The organism is Giesbergeria giesbergeri (assembly GCF_054779375.1).
The window spans coordinates 70,225-86,737 of sequence record NZ_BAAGYJ010000010.1; the positions used below are offsets into that span (position 1 = coordinate 70,225).

The window sequence follows — 16,513 nt, forward strand, 5'->3', positions numbered from 1 at the left end:
GACTCAAGCGCTGATGCTCAAAAAGGTGGGGTATTGCGATAACTGTTGCAGGTTCAACTCCTGCCAGCGAGTGCCGTGGGCATCGGTGTAGAGGTTGCCCAAAAAAGCCGGTGCATCGTCTGGTGGAGGCTCTGAGGTCACGAAGGCATCAAGACCCCGCAGCCCAGCCAGTCGGTCTACCAGCAGTGCTGCATTGACTTCCAGTGCGGCATTGAACGCCAACAGGCTGGTTTCGGTCAGGGCCTGCTCGGTGCGTACGGGGTTGCCACCGAGGAAGATGGCCAAGTCGACCACGCCAAAAAGGCTGCCGCGCAGATTGGCAACGCCCAAAAACCAGGGCTGGGTGTAAGGCACCATCTGTGGTGCAGACCAAGGAAAGATTTCCCCGGCATGGCCCAGTGGGAGCAGGTAAAACTGCCCACCAGATTGCACAGCCAACCAAGAGGAGACAGCAAGCTCCTCGTTTTTGGCTGCCTGTAAGCGGGTGGCGAGTCGGGTCTGGAGATCGCGCAGGGCTTCTCTGTTGGCCATAAGCGACGCGGTATGGTCAGTTCAGGGCGTCGATTTTGGCCTGCAACTCGGCGGCATCTACTGGCTTGGTAATGTAGCCACGGGCGCCTTGGCGCATCCCCCAGACGCGGTCGGTTTCTTGGTTCTTGCTGGTACACATGATGATTGGGATTTCGGCATATTGTGGGTCGCGCGAGATCGCCCGTGTGAGCTGAAAGCCATTTTGGCCAGGCATGACCACATCCATCAAAATCAGGTCGGGTTTTTCCTCTGCCAGGCGCCGGAAGGCTTCTTCGGCATTTTCTGCCGTGCGAACCTGCATGCCTTTTTTGTGCAACAAATCTGACAGGAACATCAATTCAGTTTTGGAATCATCGACAACCAGCACTTTTTGGATGGGCATTAGATCGCTCCTTGATTGGAATTACCAAACTGTTGCACCGCTTGCAGCAGCTGGTCTTTGGTAAAGGGTTTGGTGAGATATTCTTGGCAGCCCACCATGCGCCCGCGTGCTTTGTCAAAAACACCGTCTTTCGAGGACAACATCACTACAGGCGTGTTGGCAAAACGGGCATTGCGCTTGATGATAGCCACCGTCTGGTAGCCATCGAGCTTGGGCATCAGAATATCGCAGAAAATCAGCTGCGGCTGGTAATCATTGACCTTGGCCAGGGCATCAAAACCGTCATCGGCCAGTAAAACCTCATGACCACCTTGCTTGAGAAATATCTCTGCACTGCGCCGAATGGTATTGCTGTCATCCACCACGAGCACTTTGAAAGTTGTACCAGTTGTAGTCAATTGTCACCGCTCCCGATGGAAAAATAAACCAAGCTGTAACACCGTGGTAATGAGGGCTACAGCCCCCGCACCCGTCCACTGGAGGGCGGGCACAGCTTAAAGGGCATTCACGTAGAATGCAATGATTGTATCTAGTCCATCCTGCGGATTGCAGTTTCCGTGCCACCCTTTGTGAAACGGGCCTATGACAGCATCTCCCCCTCCTGAAAGCGATCCTTCGGCCTTGGCACAGCATCCGGTTTGCGTCATGGTGTTTAACGCCAGCGATCCCAGCGGTGCCGGTGGTTTGGCGGCTGACATCAGCACCATGACCTCGGTAGGCTGCCATCCCTGTGCGGTGCTCACGGGGGCTTATGCCCGCGACACGCGCAACATTTTTGATCACTTCAGTCTGGACGATGAGGCCGTGTTAGAGCAGGCCCGCGCCGTGCTGGAGGATGTGCCCATCCGCCTCATCAAGGTTGGTTTTGTGGGTAGCCCCGAGAACATCGGCACCATTGCGGCACTGGCTGCCGACTATGCTGAAGTACCACTGGTGTGCTATTTGCCCGATCTGTCTTGGTGGCAGGAGAGCTTGATAGACAGTTATCTGGATGCCTTTCGGGAATTGTTGCTGCCCCAGACTTCGGTGCTGGTGGGCAACCACAGTACGTTGTGGCGTTGGTTGCTGCCTGACTGGGAGGGTGAGCACAGCCCCAGCGCCCGCGACATTGCGGCCGCTGCGGCCCAAATGGGGACACCCTTTACGCTAGTGACTGGCATCCCACAACCCCAGCAAATGGTAGAAAACGTGCTGGCCTCGCCCGAGGTAGTGCTGGGTAGTGGCTCCTTTGAGCTGTTTGATGGCACTTTTATTGGTGCGGGCGATACGCTGTCGGCGGCACTGGCCGCCTTGCTGGCCACGGGCAGCGATTTGGGCGAAGCCTGTGGTGAGGCACTGGGTTACCTAGACCAGTGCCTAGAAAATGGCTTTCGTCCTGGCATGGGACATGTCGTGCCCGACCGGCTGTTTTGGGTGGTGACCGACGACGATACAACGCCCGCCGATGCCGATAGCGACGGCACCGATTCTCACTCTGTCGATGGCTTTGTCTTTCCTTCCCATGACACACAACACTGATTGCAATTTGCCCCTGTTTGAACGCGCCAAGGCCGTGATCCCAGGGGGCGTGAACTCGCCTGTGCGTGCCTTCAAGGCCGTGGGTGGCACCCCTCGCTTTATCGAACGCGCCCAGGGGGCGTATATGTGGGATGCCAATGGCCAGCGATTTATCGATTACATCGGCTCTTGGGGGCCGATGATTTTGGGCCACGGTCATCCAGCGGTGCTGGAGGCCGTACAAAAGGCGGTGCTAGAAGGGTTTTCTTTCGGTGCGCCCACTGAGCGCGAGATTGAACTGGCCGAGGCCATCATTGCCCTTGTGCCTTCGCTGGAGATGGTGCGGCTGGTCAGCTCAGGCACTGAGGCGGGCATGAGTGCCATCCGGCTGGCCCGTGGTGCCACTGGGCGCAGCAAAATCATCAAGTTTGAAGGCTGCTACCACGGCCATGCCGATGCGTTGCTGGTCAAGGCCGGTTCGGGGTTGGCTACCTTTGGCAGTGCTACCAGCGCCGGTGTCCCGCCTGAAGTGGTGCAGCACACGGTGGTGTTGGAGTACAACAACATCACCCAACTGGAAGAAGCCTTTGCACTGCACGGTGCCGATTTGGCTTGCGTGATGATTGAGCCCATTGCGGGCAATATGAATTTTGTCCGTGCGAGCGTGCCGTTTATGCGCCGTTGCCGTGAGTTGTGTACGCAATATGGGGCTTTGCTGGTCTTTGATGAGGTCATGAACGGCTTTCGGGTGGCATTGGGCGGGGCGCAAAGCGTGTATGCCCGCGACATTCCGGGTTTTGAACCCGATCTCACGGTGATGGGCAAGGTGATTGGTGGCGGCATGCCGCTGGCGGCCTTTGGTGGCAAGCGGGCGCTGATGGAGCAGATGGCCCCATTGGGTGCGGTGTACCAAGCGGGCACCTTGTCGGGCAACCCGGTGGCTACTGCTTGCGGGCTGGCCACGCTGCACGCCATTAGTCAGCCAGGGTTTTTTGATGCCTTGTCTGCATCCACGCGCCGTTTGGTCGATGGGCTGACGGCTGCTGCCGCTGCCGAAGGCGTACCGTTCAGTGCCGATTGTGAAGGCGGCATGTTTGGCTTTTTCTTGCTGCCCGAGTTGCCCAGCAACTATGGTCAAGTCATGCGCAGTGATGGCACACGCTTTAATCGGCTGTTCCATGGTTTGTTGGATCGGGGTGTTTATATTGCCCCCGCACTCTACGAGGCCGGGTTTGTTAGTGCGGCCCATACAGCCCAAGACATTGACGACACCATCGCCGTGGCCCGCGAAGTGTTCAAGACCCTTTGAGTGTGGGTGCAGGCCTGCCGGAGTGACGGTGGCTGCCTGCCTTAACCTTCTTTGATGCCCCGCTGTGCAGGTGCCGCTGTGGTGCTTGCGGCTGTGGTGCCTTTTCTGTGTTGTTCTGCCATGCTTGCTGCCCTGAAGTTCTGTTTTGCCGCGTTGGTGCTGGTGTGCAACAGCCTGCTCTTTTGTGCCCTGATGGTGCCACTGGCCCTGCTCAAGCTCTTGGTGCCCTTAGCGCCAGTACGCCGCTGGACAGATCGTATCTTGAACCGTATTCCAGCGTTGTGGATTGATTTAAACAATTTTTGGCTCGGCAGCGTTAACCGTAGCCACTGGCAGGTAGCGTTGGCACCGGGTTTGCGTGCAGACGGCTGGTATCTGTTGGTGTGCAATCACCAAAGTTGGATGGATATCTTGGTGTTGCAACGGGTGCTCAACCGGCGTGTGCCCATGCTGAAGTTCTTTCTGAAGCGTGAATTGCTCTATGTGCCAATTTTGAATTTGGCTTGGTGGGCACTGGATTTTCCGTTCATGCGCCGGGGCAGTGGAGGTGGTACGGCGCGCAAAGACTTGCGCGATGCCAAGGTGGCCTGCGAAAAGTTTCGCCATGTACCCACCACCGTGACCAGTTTTGCCGAGGGTACGCGCTTTACGTTAGCCAAAAAGACACAGCAAGAATCACCCTACCAGCACCTGCTCGCGCCCAAAGCGGGGGCGGTGACGATGGCATTGGGCACATTGGGTGATCTGTTGGATGGTCTGATCGACGTCACCATTGTCTATCCAGACAAGGTGCCCAGCTTTGTCGATGCCATGTGTGGCCGTTTGGGCGATGTGGTGGTGCAGGTGCAGTTGCGACCTATTCCGCCCGAATTGCTCAAAGCCGGGGGTAAACAGCGGGCGCAGTTGCAGACCTGGCTTGATGGTGTGTGGCAAGAAAAAGACCAAGCGATGACCAACTTGCTGGCGCAGCGTTAAATCCACCGCCGTTGCCTATGATGAAAAGGCTCAGTGCTGGGGAGTCATGCACCACCCCGGCTGGTGTTGGCCCCGCTGCCAGCAGGGGCTGGGGTGTGGGTGATCCGGGTGCGGAATGCCGTTGGCATCGAGTCGCACCGGGTGGGTGCTAAATCCGCTGGCTCCTTGCGCATCGAAGGTCATACGCAACACCCATGCTTGGCGCTGGCGTTCGTTGTCGGTTTCTTTCATGACAAAGTTGCCCACGCTGTAGATGATAGGCTTGCCTTGGTACAACTCCACGTCTTGGGTCACATGGGGGTGCCCGCCAATGATGGCGTCTGCCCCGGCATCCATCAGCAAACGGGCCAGTTGCCGTTGCCGGTGGTTGGCCGTCAACTCGTTTTCCCAGCCCCAGTGCATGAAGACTAAAACCAGATCGGCCCGATGCTGTTGGCGTGCACGCTCAATATCTGCCACCACCTGCTCGTCTTCGCTCCAAGCAATGCCGGGAGCATCGTGGTCGGCCTCAAAACTGCGCGGCATGAATTCGTTGTAGCTGAACAGGGCTATGCGCAAACCAGCACGCTCTACCAACCACGGTGTATGGGCTTGGCCTAAATTGTGACCACCCCCTGTTTGGGCCAAGTCAGCCGCCTTGAGCAAGCCCAGCATTTCGGCAAAGGCTGCCCGGCCATAGTCGCCCGAGTGGTTGTTGGCCAACGTGACCCCATCCAAGTGGCGGCGCAATACCGGCAATACACGTGGGTGGGCGCGGAAGGTGTAGTTTTTATCCCCCGGCTCGCCGGTGGTGGCCACCACACATTCCAAATTGGCAATACGCAAGTCGGCCTTGGCAAACAGTGGCGCGACATGGGCCAGTGGATCACCCCCGCGTGCAATCAAAGCCCCGGCTGCATCGTCCAAGGTGGTATCGCCCGCAAACACCAAAGAAAACGAAGGCGTCTCTGCCCGTGCCAGACCGCACGCTATGCCCAATAGCAAAGCCAGTGCCCATTTCATGGCTTCGCCTCCGCCAAGGTGCATTGGTACATTAGTTCACGCTCCATTGTTCCGGCATACAGGCGCTGTTCACCTGTGAGGGCGATGTGCCCCGTAGGCCCAGGGAGCGGGTAGGGGGGGAGGTATTTGGCTTGTTGTATCAATGTGGGCTGGTGCCTAGTTTGCTGATAGACATAAATGCTCACATAGCGCAGTTGGTTGGCTTGGGCTACCAGTACCGGCTTGAAACGAAAACGCCCAGCAATGTCCGTTGCGGCGACTGTGTAAGGGTTGTCGGTGGGCTGGGCGATGATGGTTTCTGTGGTGCCGGCGTAGGTGACTTGGCATTCCAACTGGGTGGCTGCCCATGCTGGCGATAGCCCGGCGGCCCAAGCCCCCATGAGCAGCCCCCCAACAACACTCGATGTTTGCAAGCGATTCATGGTTGCATTGTGCAGAAAAAAGCCACCCCAAGGGGTGGCTTGCTGTGGCTGTCTCTTCCGCCCTGCTGGTAGGCAAGCAGGGCAGACGACTCAGATCAGTGGAACTGTTCTTCTTCGGTAGAACCAGTCAGGGCCTTGACGGAGGAAGAGCCGCCTTGGATCACGGTGGTCACGTCGTCGAAGTAACCAGTGCCGACTTCTTGTTGGTGCGACACGAAGGTGTAACCTTGTTCGCGGGCTGCGAATTCAGGCTCTTGCACCATTTCAACGTAGTGCTTCATGCCTTCGCCGCCAGCGTAGGCCTTGGCAAACTTGAAGGTGTTGTACCAGTTGACGTGGATGCCAGCCAAGGTGATGAACTGGTACTTGTAGCCCAGTGCCGACAGTTCTTCTTGGAAGGAAGCGATTTGGCTGTCGTTGAGGTTCTTCTTCCAGTTGAAGGAAGGCGAGCAGTTGTACGACAGCAGCTTGCCAGGGTTGGCAGCCAGCACGGCTTGGGCAAATTCGCGGGCGAAGCCGATGTCTGGCACGCCAGTTTCGCACCACACCAAGTCAGCGTAGGGGGCGTAAGCCACGCCACGGCTGATGGATTGCTCCAGACCGTTCTTGACACGGAAGAAGCCTTCTTGGGTGCGCTCGCCAGTCAGGAAGGGCTTGTCGTTTTCGTCGTAGTCGGAGGTGATCAGGTTGGCGGCTTCTGCGTCGGTACGGGCCAGAATCAGGGTGGGCACGCCCATCACGTCAGCGGCAAAACGGGCCGAGATCAGCTTTTCGCAGGCTTCACGGGTAGGAACCAGCACCTTGCCACCCATGTGGCCGCACTTCTTGGCAGCAGCCAGTTGGTCTTCAAAGTGAACACCGGCGGCACCGGAGGCAATCATGTTCTTCATCAGTTCGAAGGCATTGAGCACGCCACCGAAACCGGCTTCAGCGTCTGCCACGATGGGCAGGAAGTAGTCGATAAAGCCTTCGTCGCCGGGGTTGATGCCACGCGACCATTGGATCTCGTCAGCACGCTTGAAGGTGTTGTTGATGCGGCGCACCATGGTGGGCACCGAGTCGTAAGCGTACAGCGACTGGTCGGGGTACATGGTTTCGGAAGTGTTGCCATCGGCAGCGACTTGCCAGCCCGACAGGTACACGGCTTCCAAACCAGCCTTGGCTTGTTGCATGGCTTGACCAGCAGTGATGGCGCCGAAAGCGTTCACGTAGCCCTTCTTGGCACCGCCGTTCACTTTGTCCCACAGCACCTTGGCACCGCGTTGGGCCAATGTGTATTCTGGTTGCAGGCTACCGCGCAGGCGAACCACGTCAGCGGCGCTGTAGCCACGCTTGACACCCTTCCAGCGGGGGTTTTCGGCCCAGTCTTTTTCCAGGGCGGCAATTTGCTGTTCGCGGGTCAGGTTTTGGGACATGAGTGAACTCCAAGGGTTGATTGAATCGGGTTAAAAGGGGTTGGCTTACATTGCTGGGCCATTGGGGTTTACTTTAAGTCTTATAGAAGACTTGTGCAATTCTTATGTCTTATACAAGACATAAGAATTTGCTAATAAAAATCAATGGCTTAGAATTGTTTTTCTCATAGTGGCATGACATTTTCGTGATATGGGAATTTTTTTTACTCCCAAGAATTTATCTTTTCACTATAAGAAATCAAAAACCACTTGGTAAGAAAATAATAGCGTCAGGGGCGTTGCATGGTGCAGCGGTGTGGTTGCTGCGTCTGGCTGGCGGGTATGTCGCGCAGCACGCGAAAGCCATAACCCGAACCTTCAACATCAAACTTGACGCCAGACTGGCCTTGTTTTTCCATCAGGCCCACTACCAGAGGCTGCTGGAACTGGTGGTCAGCGGCACGCATGGCACCGCTGCGGCCTGCCAGTTGCACGCTGGCATTTTCCATTTGCCGTGCCACGGCTACGGTGTCGGTGCTGGCGGCGCGCTCGATGGATTGGGCCAAGGTCTCGACCATCAGCTGCATCCGCATGTGTACATAGTCATCTTGTGGCTGTGGGAAACGCTGGCGAAAAGATTGGTAGAAGCCTTCGCTGGCGGCACCGGGCACATTGGGCAGCCAATCGGCTACGGCTACCACTTTGCCGACACCCGCATCGCCTAAAGCGGCTGGTGCCCCTAGTGCATTGCCATAGAAGGTGTAGAACGTGCCATTGAATCCCACCTCGCGTGCTGCCTTGACCAGCAGGGTCAGGTCATTGCCCCAGTTGCCAGTGATGACCGCTTGCGCGCCACTGGATTTGATTTTGACGGCGTAGGGGGCAAAATCCTTGACGCGGCCTATTGGGTGCAGTTCGTCACCCACAATGGCAACCTCTGGGCGTTGGGCAGCCAGTTGGCGCTTGGCTTCGCGCAGCACGGCCTGACCAAAGCTGTAGTCTTGACCAATCAGGTAGACGCTTTTTAGGGCGCTGTCGGCGCGCACCACGTCCATCAGCGCCGCCATGCGCATATCGGCATGGGCATCAAAGCGAAAATGCCAGAAGCTGCATTTTTCGTTGGTCAGTACCGGATCGACGGCAGAGTAGTTCAAAAACAGCACCCGCTTGTCGGGCTCGCGGCTGTTGTGCTTGTTGATGGCATCGAGCAGCGCGGCTGCCGTGGCGGAGGAGTTACCTTGCAAAATCACGCGAGCGCCATCGTCAATCGCCGCGCGCAGGGCCGATAGGGCTTCTTCATTCTGGCCCTTGCTGTCATAGCGTTGTATGGCCAGTGGGCGCGGGCCTCCGGCGTTGGCGGGCAGCTGCACGCCGCCGCGTGCATTGACGCGCTCGGTTGCCCAGACGATATTGCGAAACACGGCCTCGCCAGTGTTGGCAAAGGGGCCAGAGAGGCTTTCGATCAGTGCCAGTTTGATAGGCGCGGCCGTGCTGGCGGGGGCCACGGGTCGGGTGGGGGTGGTTTGCGCCCAAGAGGCGGTGGGCAGGGCCGCCAGTGTCAGAGCTGCCAGGGCAGATGCAATGGTGCCGCGCAAGGCACCCGCAGACAAAGACAAGGGAGCATAAACCGGAGAGGGCATGAGAATGGCTTTCTTGGTGGTCTGGAGAGCGTGGGTGCTTGGTGGCAACCACAGCAGGGGAAGCTGGCGGCGATGTTAGTGCCGCAGCAGGGGCGATTTTGTGCCAATACGGTGTCTATTCGTGGCGCAGGGCATCAATCGGATCAAGCCGTGCTGCCCGCCGGGCTGGGAAGTAGCCAAAAATCACCCCGATACCTGCCGAGAACACAAACGACAGCACATTCACACCCAGATTGAACACGTAGGGCACGTCCATCACCCCCGCCAACACCAGCGAAGCACCTGTAGCTAGCACGATGCCGATGATGCCGCCCAGGCTGGACAGCACCACGGCTTCGATGAGGAATTGCAGCAGCACTTCGCGCTCTAGGGCACCAATGGCTAGGCGCAGACCGATTTCGCGGGTACGTTCGGTCACGCTCACCAACATGATGTTCATGATGCCAATGCCGCCCACCAGCAGGCTGACGGCGGCCACTGCGCCGAGTAGCATGGTCATGACCTTGGTGGTACCCGACATGGTTTCGGCCAATTGCTGGGTGTCGAGGATGTTGAAGTTGTTTTCGTCGGCAGCGGCCAGCTTGCGCCGTTCGCGCAGCAGTTGTGTGAGGCTGGATTTGACGCGCTCGGGGTCGCTATCGTCTTGCATCGATACCAGCAGGGTCTGCACGCGCGTGCTGCCCGTCACACGCCGTTGCAGCGTTTTGAGGGGCAGCAGCACCACTTCGTCTTGGTCATTGCCAAAAGCACCTTGGCCTTTGGCGGCTAGCACGCCAATGATTTCGCATGACATTTGCTTGACGCGCAATTGCCCACCCACGGCATCACCAGTGCCGAACAGTTCGCGCCGAATGGTTTCACCAATCAAGCACACCGCCGCCCCGGCGCGCAGTTCATCCTCAGAAAACTCGCGGCCCCAGCGCACGCTCCAGTTGCCCGTTTGCAGCCAAGCATTGGTGCTGCCAATGACGCTGCTTGTCCAGTTGCGCCCCCCGGCCACCACGGTGGTGTTGGTGCGCCCTTCGGGGGCCACGGCCAGAATGCCGCCAATTTGCTGTGCAATGGCATCGGCATCCACATCTTTAAACGAGGGCACGCCCCAGTTGCCACCCGGCCCCATGCGTTGGCCGGGGCGCACTTGCAGCAAGTTGGTGCCCAACCCAGCAATTTGGTTCTGGACTGCCAACGTGGCTCCATTGCCCAGCGTCACCATCGTAATGACGGCACTGACACCAATGACGATACCCAGAATGGTGAGAAAGGAGCGCATCAGGTTGCGCCGGATAGAGCGCAAGGCCAGCAGCAAGGTATTGAACAGCATCAGCAAGCCTCCGTGGCACGCAGTCCAGCGGGGTGCGCATTGGGCGTATCGCTGGCTACCAGACCATCGACAAAATGTACGATGCGCCGGGCATAGGCGGCCATGTCGGGCTCGTGCGTCACCATCAGCACCGTAATGCCCTGTTCGTGGTTGAGCTGCCAGAGCAGCTCCATGATTTCGTGGCTGCGTTGGGTGTCGAGGTTGCCAGTAGGCTCATCGGCCAACAACACGGCAGGTTGCGTGACGATGGCCCGGGCAATGGCCACGCGTTGCTGCTGTCCACCGGAGAGTTCGGCGGGGGTGTGGTGTTCCCAGCCTGCCAGCCCCACCGAGGCCAGCGCCTTCTGTGCGGCCGTGTGGCGGGTGGCGGCATTTTCTCCCCGGTAAAGCAGCGGCAGCTCTACGTTTTCTTGTGCCGAGGTGCGGGCCAGCAAGTTAAAGCCCTGAAACACAAAGCCAAAATAACGCCGTCGCAGCAGCGCACGTTGGTCGCGGCTGAGAGCCTCTACATGCTCGCCCCGGAACAGGTACTCGCCAGTGCTGGGCCGGTCTAGGCAGCCTAGGGTGTTCATGGCGGTGGATTTGCCCGAGCCACTGGGCCCCATGATGGCAACGAAATCGCCCTCGGCGATATCCAAATCTACCCCTTTGAGAGCCTGAAAGGCCAGCGTCCCTTCACCATAGACCTTGGTGATGCCACGCAGCCGGATCAGGGGTGTACTGGTGGTGTGGTCATTCATGGCGCGGCCTTGCTGCTGCGCTGGTCGGTGATCACGGCCATGCCCGGCTCCAGCCCCTCGGCACTGACTTCTGTGAGGCGGCCATCGCTGATGCCCGCACGTACTTGCACGGCTTCGGGCACGCCGTTTTTCAGAATCCAGATCTGGCGCATCCGTCCAGCATTGCCCCCAGCCTCACCCGCCTTGCGTCCGCCGCCCTGGCCCTGAGGGCGGGGGGGGCGCGGCATCAATTGCGAGACCAGCCCACCACCACTGCCTGCGGGTTTGTCGGTGTTGCTGTCGGGGGTGCGGGGGGTGAAGCGCAGGGCGGTATTGGGCACCAGCAGCACTTCGGTGCGTTCGGTGGCGGTGATGGTGGCGGCGGCTGTCATGCCCGGACGCAAGCTCAGGTCGTGGTTGTCCACATCCAGCCAAGTGATGTAGGTGACAACGTTGTCGGTTTTGGTGGAGCCATAGGCCACACGGGTGATCTTGGCGGGGTATTTGCGTGAAGGATAGGCGCTGACGGTAAAGCTGGCCTTTTGGCCCACGCGTACTGCACCCACATCGGCTTCATCTACATTGACTTGCAATTCCAGCTGCGTCAGGTCTGCGGCCACAGTCATCAGGGTGACGGCTTGCAGCGAGGCTGCCACCGCATTGCCCGGTTCTACGGTGCGTGACAGCACTACGCCATCAATGGGCGAGCGGATAGATGCTTTGCCTAAGTTGGTCTCGTCGGTAGACAGGGCTGCTTTGGCATCTTCAACGCTGGCATGGGCGCTGGTCTCTTCTGCTTGAGCACGGGCAAGGTTGGCCCGACCGGTGTCGAGTTCGGCCTCGGAGGGCACTTTGCCCCCAGACAGCCGTGCCACTTCCTCTAGGCGGGCCAGATTGGCGCGGGCCTCTTGTACGGTGGCGCTGGCTTGGGCTAGACGGGCGTGGGCTGAGGCCAAATTGGCCCGAGAGCGCAGCACTTGGGCTGAGAGTTTGGCCGTGTCCAGCTCTACCAGCAACTGGCCTTTTTTCACTTGATCGTTCACATCCACCAGCACCCGGCGCACGGTGCCCGACAGTTCGCTGCCAATGTTGACCGATCGTGTGGGCTGCAAAGTGCCATTGGCAGCCACACTCAAGGTGATGTCGCCCCGGCGCAATTCTTCCGTGACAAAGCGGGGTGCTGCTTGGGCCTGTTGGCGTTGCTGCCAGTATGGGTAGCCCAGTGCAGCCAGCCCCACAGCGGCTAAACCCAGCCACAGTGGGGCACGTTGCCACCAGCGGCGACTGGCACGGGCGCCCAGCAGGGCTTGTAGGCCTGTGGCAGAAACGGCAGGGGCAGCCGCAGCGGGGGGTGGGGGTGTCACGGTGCTGTGGGCGTTAGGGGCAGTCATGGCGGTAGGCAAAAAGGGGCAGTGCAGAACAACAGAAGCAGGGCAAGGGTCTTTTGTGGCGCTCAGGAGGGTGTCCAGCCGCCGCCCAGTGCTTTGTATAGGCGTACGTGGTCAGCGGCTACGCTGGCTTCGGTGCTGGCTACGCTGTCTTGGGTAGAGAGCAGGGTGCGCTGGGTCTCTAACACCGATTGAAAATCGATCAGGCCGCTGCCGTAGCGTTGCTGGGCCAGCAGGGCAGCGTTTTGTGCGGCCTCGGCAGCCGCTTGCAGGCGTTGCAGACGTTCGCGGTCGCCACGCAGGGCTACCAGCGCGTCTTCTACCTCTTGCAGTGCGGTGAGTACCGTGGCTTGATAAGCCCTACGCGCTTGTTCTAAGGCGGCTGCTTGCACGCGCACTTGGGCACGGGCTGCGCCTCCATCCAATAAGGGTGCCGATATGCTGGCCAAGAGCGCGTTGGTAACAGCAGCGCCGCTGCCCAGCGAGCCCAGGCTGAGCGCGCTCAGGCCAATGGAGCCACCGAGGCGAAAACTCGGGTAACGGGCGGCATCGGCCTGCTCCACGCGGGCCAAAGCAGCGCGAATGCGCTCTTCAGCCACCCGTACATCGGGGCGTTGGCGCAGGGTTTCGGCGGGCAGGGCCAGTGCCAGATCCTCCGCAGGTTGGGGCACGGGGCGAACATCGGCCAGCAGTGTGTGGAGTGCGGTGGGGTGCTGCCCTGTTAGTACCGCCAGACTGTGCTGGGTTTGGGCCAGGTCGGTCTGGAGTTGTGGAATTTGTGCGGCGGTTTGCTCCATGCTGGCCCGGGCTTGCTCCAGCACCAGTGAGGTGCTTAGGCCCGCTTGCATACGCCAGTCGGTCAGTTGCCAGGTTTCACGCTGGCTTGCCAGGTTGCGCTGGGCAATGCCCAGCCGGGCCTGCAAACTGCGCACATTGATGTAGTGGAGTACCACCTCGGCAGCCAGTGTGACTTGGGTTTGGGCCAAGCTGGCTTGGCTGGCACGGGCATCGGCTTGGCTGGCCTGCAGGCCAGCCTCCAGTCGGCCCCACACATCCCATTCCCAACTGGCATCCAGCCCCACCTGAAAACGGTTGTTGGTGTTGCCGTTGGATTTGCTGCGTTGTGCAGAGGCACTGGCATCCACGCTGGGTGCCAAGCCTGCGCCTTGCACCTGCGCTTGGGCGCGGGCTTGTTGCAGCGCAGCCTGGGCTTGCAGCACACTGGGGTTGGCCTGTAGAGCTTGCTCAATCAGTGCGTTGAGCGAGGTGTCGCCCAACTGCTGCCACCACCAGGTTGGTGTTGAGGGGGGGGCTGTGGTGGCTGTGGCGGCGTTGCCCCAGGCTGTGGGCAGGGGGGAGTCGGGTAGGCCGGTGGGCCATGTCGTTGTGGTGGTGGCACAGCCTGCCAATGTGGCAGACAGCAACATTGCACCTGTCCAGCACACCACAGGACGGAAAACGCAACTAGGAGGAAACAAGGTCATGGAGGTGCGGGCTGCCGTTGCAAGAGCGTTGATTGTGCGGTGCCATGTTGTCGGCTGCACAATACCCGGATGAACTTGCGGTAAAGCACGGCCCCGCCTATGGCAACGCAAAGGCGAGGGGCAATTAAAGCACCCGAAAGGCCAGCACCGCCACCAGTGTGGGGGGTAATGCTGCCACCAGCAGCCCCAAAGGATGAATGGCGTTGTCCTCGAAGTAGCCACGCAGGATGGATGCCCCTGCTGGATTGGGTGCATTGGCAATCACGGTGAGGCCGCCCCCAGTCACTGCCCCCGCTACCAGCGCCACCTTGAACTCTTGGCTCAAACCCTCTACCAGTGAGCCAAGGTAGGTAAGGGCTGCGTTGTCTGTGATGGCGGTCAAGGCGGTGGCGCCAAAAAAGACCGTAGTGGCATCCATCCCCATCAGCACAGGCTGGAGCCACCATTGTTGCAAGCCACCCAGCACCACTAGCCCGGCCAGAAAGAAGGCCACCAGCAGGGCTTCACGCAGGATCAAAGGGTCTTGGTGGCGCTGGTAGGCGGTGGTAAAGCCCAGAAAAAACAGCAACAACCCTATAAACACCGCAGGATGGTGTGAGAACACCACCACCCCCACCAAAAAAGCCAGATGCACCAGAACCACCTGCCAAGGCACTTCAGGCGTGGTGGATGCCGTTAACTTGCCCAAGCCACGCAGTTCACGGCCAAACAACAGCATGGCGCAACCGGCATTGACGAGCACGGCCACGGCAGCCTTCCAGCCCAGATGCCCGATCATGAACCACAAATCCCAGTTCCACTGACTGGCAACCATGAGCACAGGCGGTGCCGCAAATGGGGTGAGGGTGCCACCAATAGAGATATTGACAAATAGCACGCCCACCGTGGCATATTTGAGCCTGCTCGATACGTTGCGTGCAAACACCATGTCGCGCAACATCAGCGCAGCCAACGTCATGGCTGCCGGTTCGGTGATAAAAGAGCCGAGCATCGGCACCAGCGTTAGCACCACAAAATACATCGCCATGCGATGGTGCAGTGGAATGAACCGTGTCACCCATTGCACGAGCATGGCGGCAAATTGCAGTATGGGCCGGGTGCCAGCAATCACCATGATGGCGAAAACAAACATCGGCTCGGTAAAGTTGCGCGTATCTAGGTATTGTGTGGCCTCGTGCTGCCCGTTCATGGCAAACATACACACCATCAGCACCATGGCCCAAAAGCCAAACACCACCTCCACCTCGCCTAGCAGGTGCCAGATGCCCGCATGGCGCGGCTGGGTGTGTGCCAGGTGCTCAAAGAACTTGGTGGAAAAGGTGTGCAGTACCGCCAGCGCAAACAGTATGGTGCCCACCAACTGCATGGGGGTGGGATCGGGCATCAGGCTGTCTCCTGCAGCGCATCCAAAGGCCAGCGGGGCCGTACATCGAAAGCGTAGACGGTGGTGGCTTGCTGTTGACCGGCTTGCAAGCGCATGGCACCAGCCAAAGCAATCATTGCGCCATTATCAGTACACAGGTGCAGTTCGGGGTAATGCACGCGCACTTTAAGTCGGGAGCAAGCCGCATCGAGCTGTTGACGCAGCAACCGGTTGGCACCAACGCCCCCAGCCACCACCAGACGGCGCAACCCCGACTCTTTTAGCGCCGTGAGGGATTTTTTGACCAACACATCGACGATGGCGGCCTGTGTGCTGGCAGCCAGATCGGCCTTGCGGGCCTCCAGATCGTGGCCCAGTTTTTTGGCTTGGGTCAGTACGGCGGTTTTCAGGCCTGCAAAAGAAAAGTCGAGGTTGCCACTGTGCAGCAGTGGACGTGGCAGTTTGAAGGCATCGGCTTGGCCTTGTTCTGCCAAACGCGATAACGCAGGCCCGCCAGGATAGCCCAAGCCTAGCAGTTTGGCTGACTTGTCAAAGGCTTCGCCAGCAGCATCATCAATGGTTTCGCCCAGCAGCGTGTATTGGCCCACACCATCTACCCGCATCAATTGGGTATGCCCACCCGACACGAGCAGTGCCACAAAAGGAAACTCTGGAGGGTCGGCGCTCAAGAAGGGCGATAGCAGGTGCCCTTCTAGGTGGTGGACGCCCAGCACGGGTTTGCCCAGTGCCGCACCAAGCGCACAGGCTACACCGGCCCCTACCAAGAGCGCACCGGCCAAGCCGGGGCCACGCGTGTAGGCCACCACATCTATACCGGCCAGCCGGTGCCCAGCTTCGGTCAGTACGGCATCGGTCAGGGGTAACACACGGCGAATATGGTCGCGGCTGGCCAGTTCGGGCACCACGCCACCATAGGCTTGGTGCATGTCGATCTGGCTGTGCAGGGCATGGGCCAGCAAGGTGGGCACCGCCGCACCGGGGGTGCTGCGCACCAAGGCCACCCCGGTTTCGTCGCACGAGGATTCGATTCCCAAAATCAGTGAACTCATGCGTGCGAGTGTAGGG

At 59.3% G+C, this 16,513-nt stretch carries 16 protein-coding genes; 3 read left to right on the forward strand and 13 right to left on the reverse strand.

All coding sequences use genetic code 11. The annotated features are described in order from the left end of the window. Positions 1-3: 3 nt before the first annotated feature. The 3 genes from ACYVB2_RS13615 to ACYVB2_RS13625 are packed head-to-tail and all read right to left on the reverse strand — an operon-like array spanning position 4 to position 1,311. Positions 4-531, reverse strand: coding sequence for a chemotaxis protein CheW (locus ACYVB2_RS13615; protein ID WP_382433873.1), 528 nt, complete (start codon positions 529-531; stop codon positions 4-6). Positions 532-547: 16 nt separating this feature from the next. Beyond that, positions 548-913, reverse strand: coding sequence for a response regulator (locus ACYVB2_RS13620; RefSeq protein WP_382433875.1), 366 nt, complete (start codon positions 911-913; stop codon positions 548-550). Beyond that, entirely contained in the window at positions 913-1,311 is a 399-nt protein-coding gene (locus ACYVB2_RS13625; RefSeq protein ID WP_382433877.1) for a response regulator, read from the reverse strand. The genes ACYVB2_RS13620 and ACYVB2_RS13625 overlap by 1 nt, the downstream gene beginning before the upstream one ends. A 184-nt stretch (positions 1,312-1,495) precedes the next feature. On the opposite strand from ACYVB2_RS13625, the gene thiD reads away from it, so the two are divergent. The 3 genes from thiD to ACYVB2_RS13640 all read left to right on the forward strand — a co-directional run bounded on the left by thiD (position 1,496) and on the right by ACYVB2_RS13640 (position 4,694). Continuing rightward, positions 1,496-2,431 (forward strand): bifunctional hydroxymethylpyrimidine kinase/phosphomethylpyrimidine kinase, encoded by a 936-nt coding sequence (gene thiD / locus ACYVB2_RS13630; RefSeq protein ID WP_382433879.1) that lies wholly within the window; start codon positions 1,496-1,498, stop codon positions 2,429-2,431. Continuing rightward, a complete protein-coding gene (gene hemL, locus ACYVB2_RS13635; RefSeq protein WP_382433881.1) occupies positions 2,415-3,719 on the forward strand; it encodes a glutamate-1-semialdehyde 2,1-aminomutase in 1,305 nt (434 codons plus the stop codon). Before thiD ends, hemL begins: the two co-directional genes overlap by 17 nt. A 120-nt stretch (positions 3,720-3,839) precedes the next feature. After that, positions 3,840-4,694 carry an acetyltransferase gene (locus ACYVB2_RS13640; RefSeq protein ID WP_382433883.1) on the forward strand — a complete coding sequence of 285 codons (855 nt, stop codon included), beginning with the start codon at positions 3,840-3,842 and terminating at the stop codon, positions 4,692-4,694. Between the two features lie 30 nt (positions 4,695-4,724). Here ACYVB2_RS13640 and ACYVB2_RS13645 read toward each other — a convergent pair whose 3' ends face one another. From ACYVB2_RS13645 to tsaD, 10 genes are all read right to left on the reverse strand, one after another. After that, complete coding sequence (locus ACYVB2_RS13645) at positions 4,725-5,696, reverse strand: CapA family protein (protein WP_382433885.1); 972 nt, start codon at positions 5,694-5,696, stop codon at positions 4,725-4,727. After that, positions 5,693-6,118, reverse strand: a complete 426-nt coding sequence (locus ACYVB2_RS13650; protein ID WP_382433887.1) for a hypothetical protein — start codon at positions 6,116-6,118, stop codon at positions 5,693-5,695. The genes ACYVB2_RS13645 and ACYVB2_RS13650 overlap by 4 nt, the downstream gene beginning before the upstream one ends. 95 nt (positions 6,119-6,213) lie before the next feature. Then, complete coding sequence (aceA, locus tag ACYVB2_RS13655) at positions 6,214-7,533, reverse strand: isocitrate lyase (RefSeq protein WP_382433889.1); 1,320 nt, start codon at positions 7,531-7,533, stop codon at positions 6,214-6,216. 269 nt (positions 7,534-7,802) lie between these two features. Further along, positions 7,803-9,152: a branched-chain amino acid ABC transporter substrate-binding protein gene (locus ACYVB2_RS13660; RefSeq protein ID WP_382433891.1), complete on the reverse strand. Its 1,350-nt coding sequence runs from the start codon at positions 9,150-9,152 to the stop codon at positions 7,803-7,805. Positions 9,153-9,267: 115 nt separating this feature from the next. Further along, the gene (locus ACYVB2_RS13665) at positions 9,268-10,473 is read right to left on the reverse strand and encodes an ABC transporter permease (protein WP_382433893.1); all 1,206 of its coding nucleotides are present in this window, start codon (positions 10,471-10,473) and stop codon (positions 9,268-9,270) included. Further along, on the reverse strand, positions 10,473-11,213 hold the full coding sequence (locus ACYVB2_RS13670) for an ABC transporter ATP-binding protein (protein WP_382433895.1): 741 nt from the start codon (positions 11,211-11,213) through the stop codon (positions 10,473-10,475). Before ACYVB2_RS13670 ends, ACYVB2_RS13665 begins: the two co-directional genes overlap by 1 nt. Beyond that, positions 11,210-12,583, reverse strand: a complete 1,374-nt coding sequence (locus ACYVB2_RS13675) for an efflux RND transporter periplasmic adaptor subunit (protein WP_382433897.1) — start codon at positions 12,581-12,583, stop codon at positions 11,210-11,212. Before ACYVB2_RS13675 ends, ACYVB2_RS13670 begins: the two co-directional genes overlap by 4 nt. Positions 12,584-12,645: 62 nt before the next feature. Further along, on the reverse strand, positions 12,646-14,007 hold the full coding sequence (locus tag ACYVB2_RS13680; protein ID WP_382433899.1) for an efflux transporter outer membrane subunit: 1,362 nt from the start codon (positions 14,005-14,007) through the stop codon (positions 12,646-12,648). A 181-nt stretch (positions 14,008-14,188) separates the two neighbouring features. After that, positions 14,189-15,448 (reverse strand): putative Na+/H+ antiporter, encoded by a 1,260-nt coding sequence (locus ACYVB2_RS13685; RefSeq protein WP_382433901.1) that lies wholly within the window; start codon positions 15,446-15,448, stop codon positions 14,189-14,191. After that, entirely contained in the window at positions 15,448-16,497 is a 1,050-nt protein-coding gene (gene tsaD / locus ACYVB2_RS13690; protein WP_460536981.1) for a tRNA (adenosine(37)-N6)-threonylcarbamoyltransferase complex transferase subunit TsaD, read from the reverse strand. Before tsaD ends, ACYVB2_RS13685 begins: the two co-directional genes overlap by 1 nt. Positions 16,498-16,513: the final 16 nt, after the last annotated feature.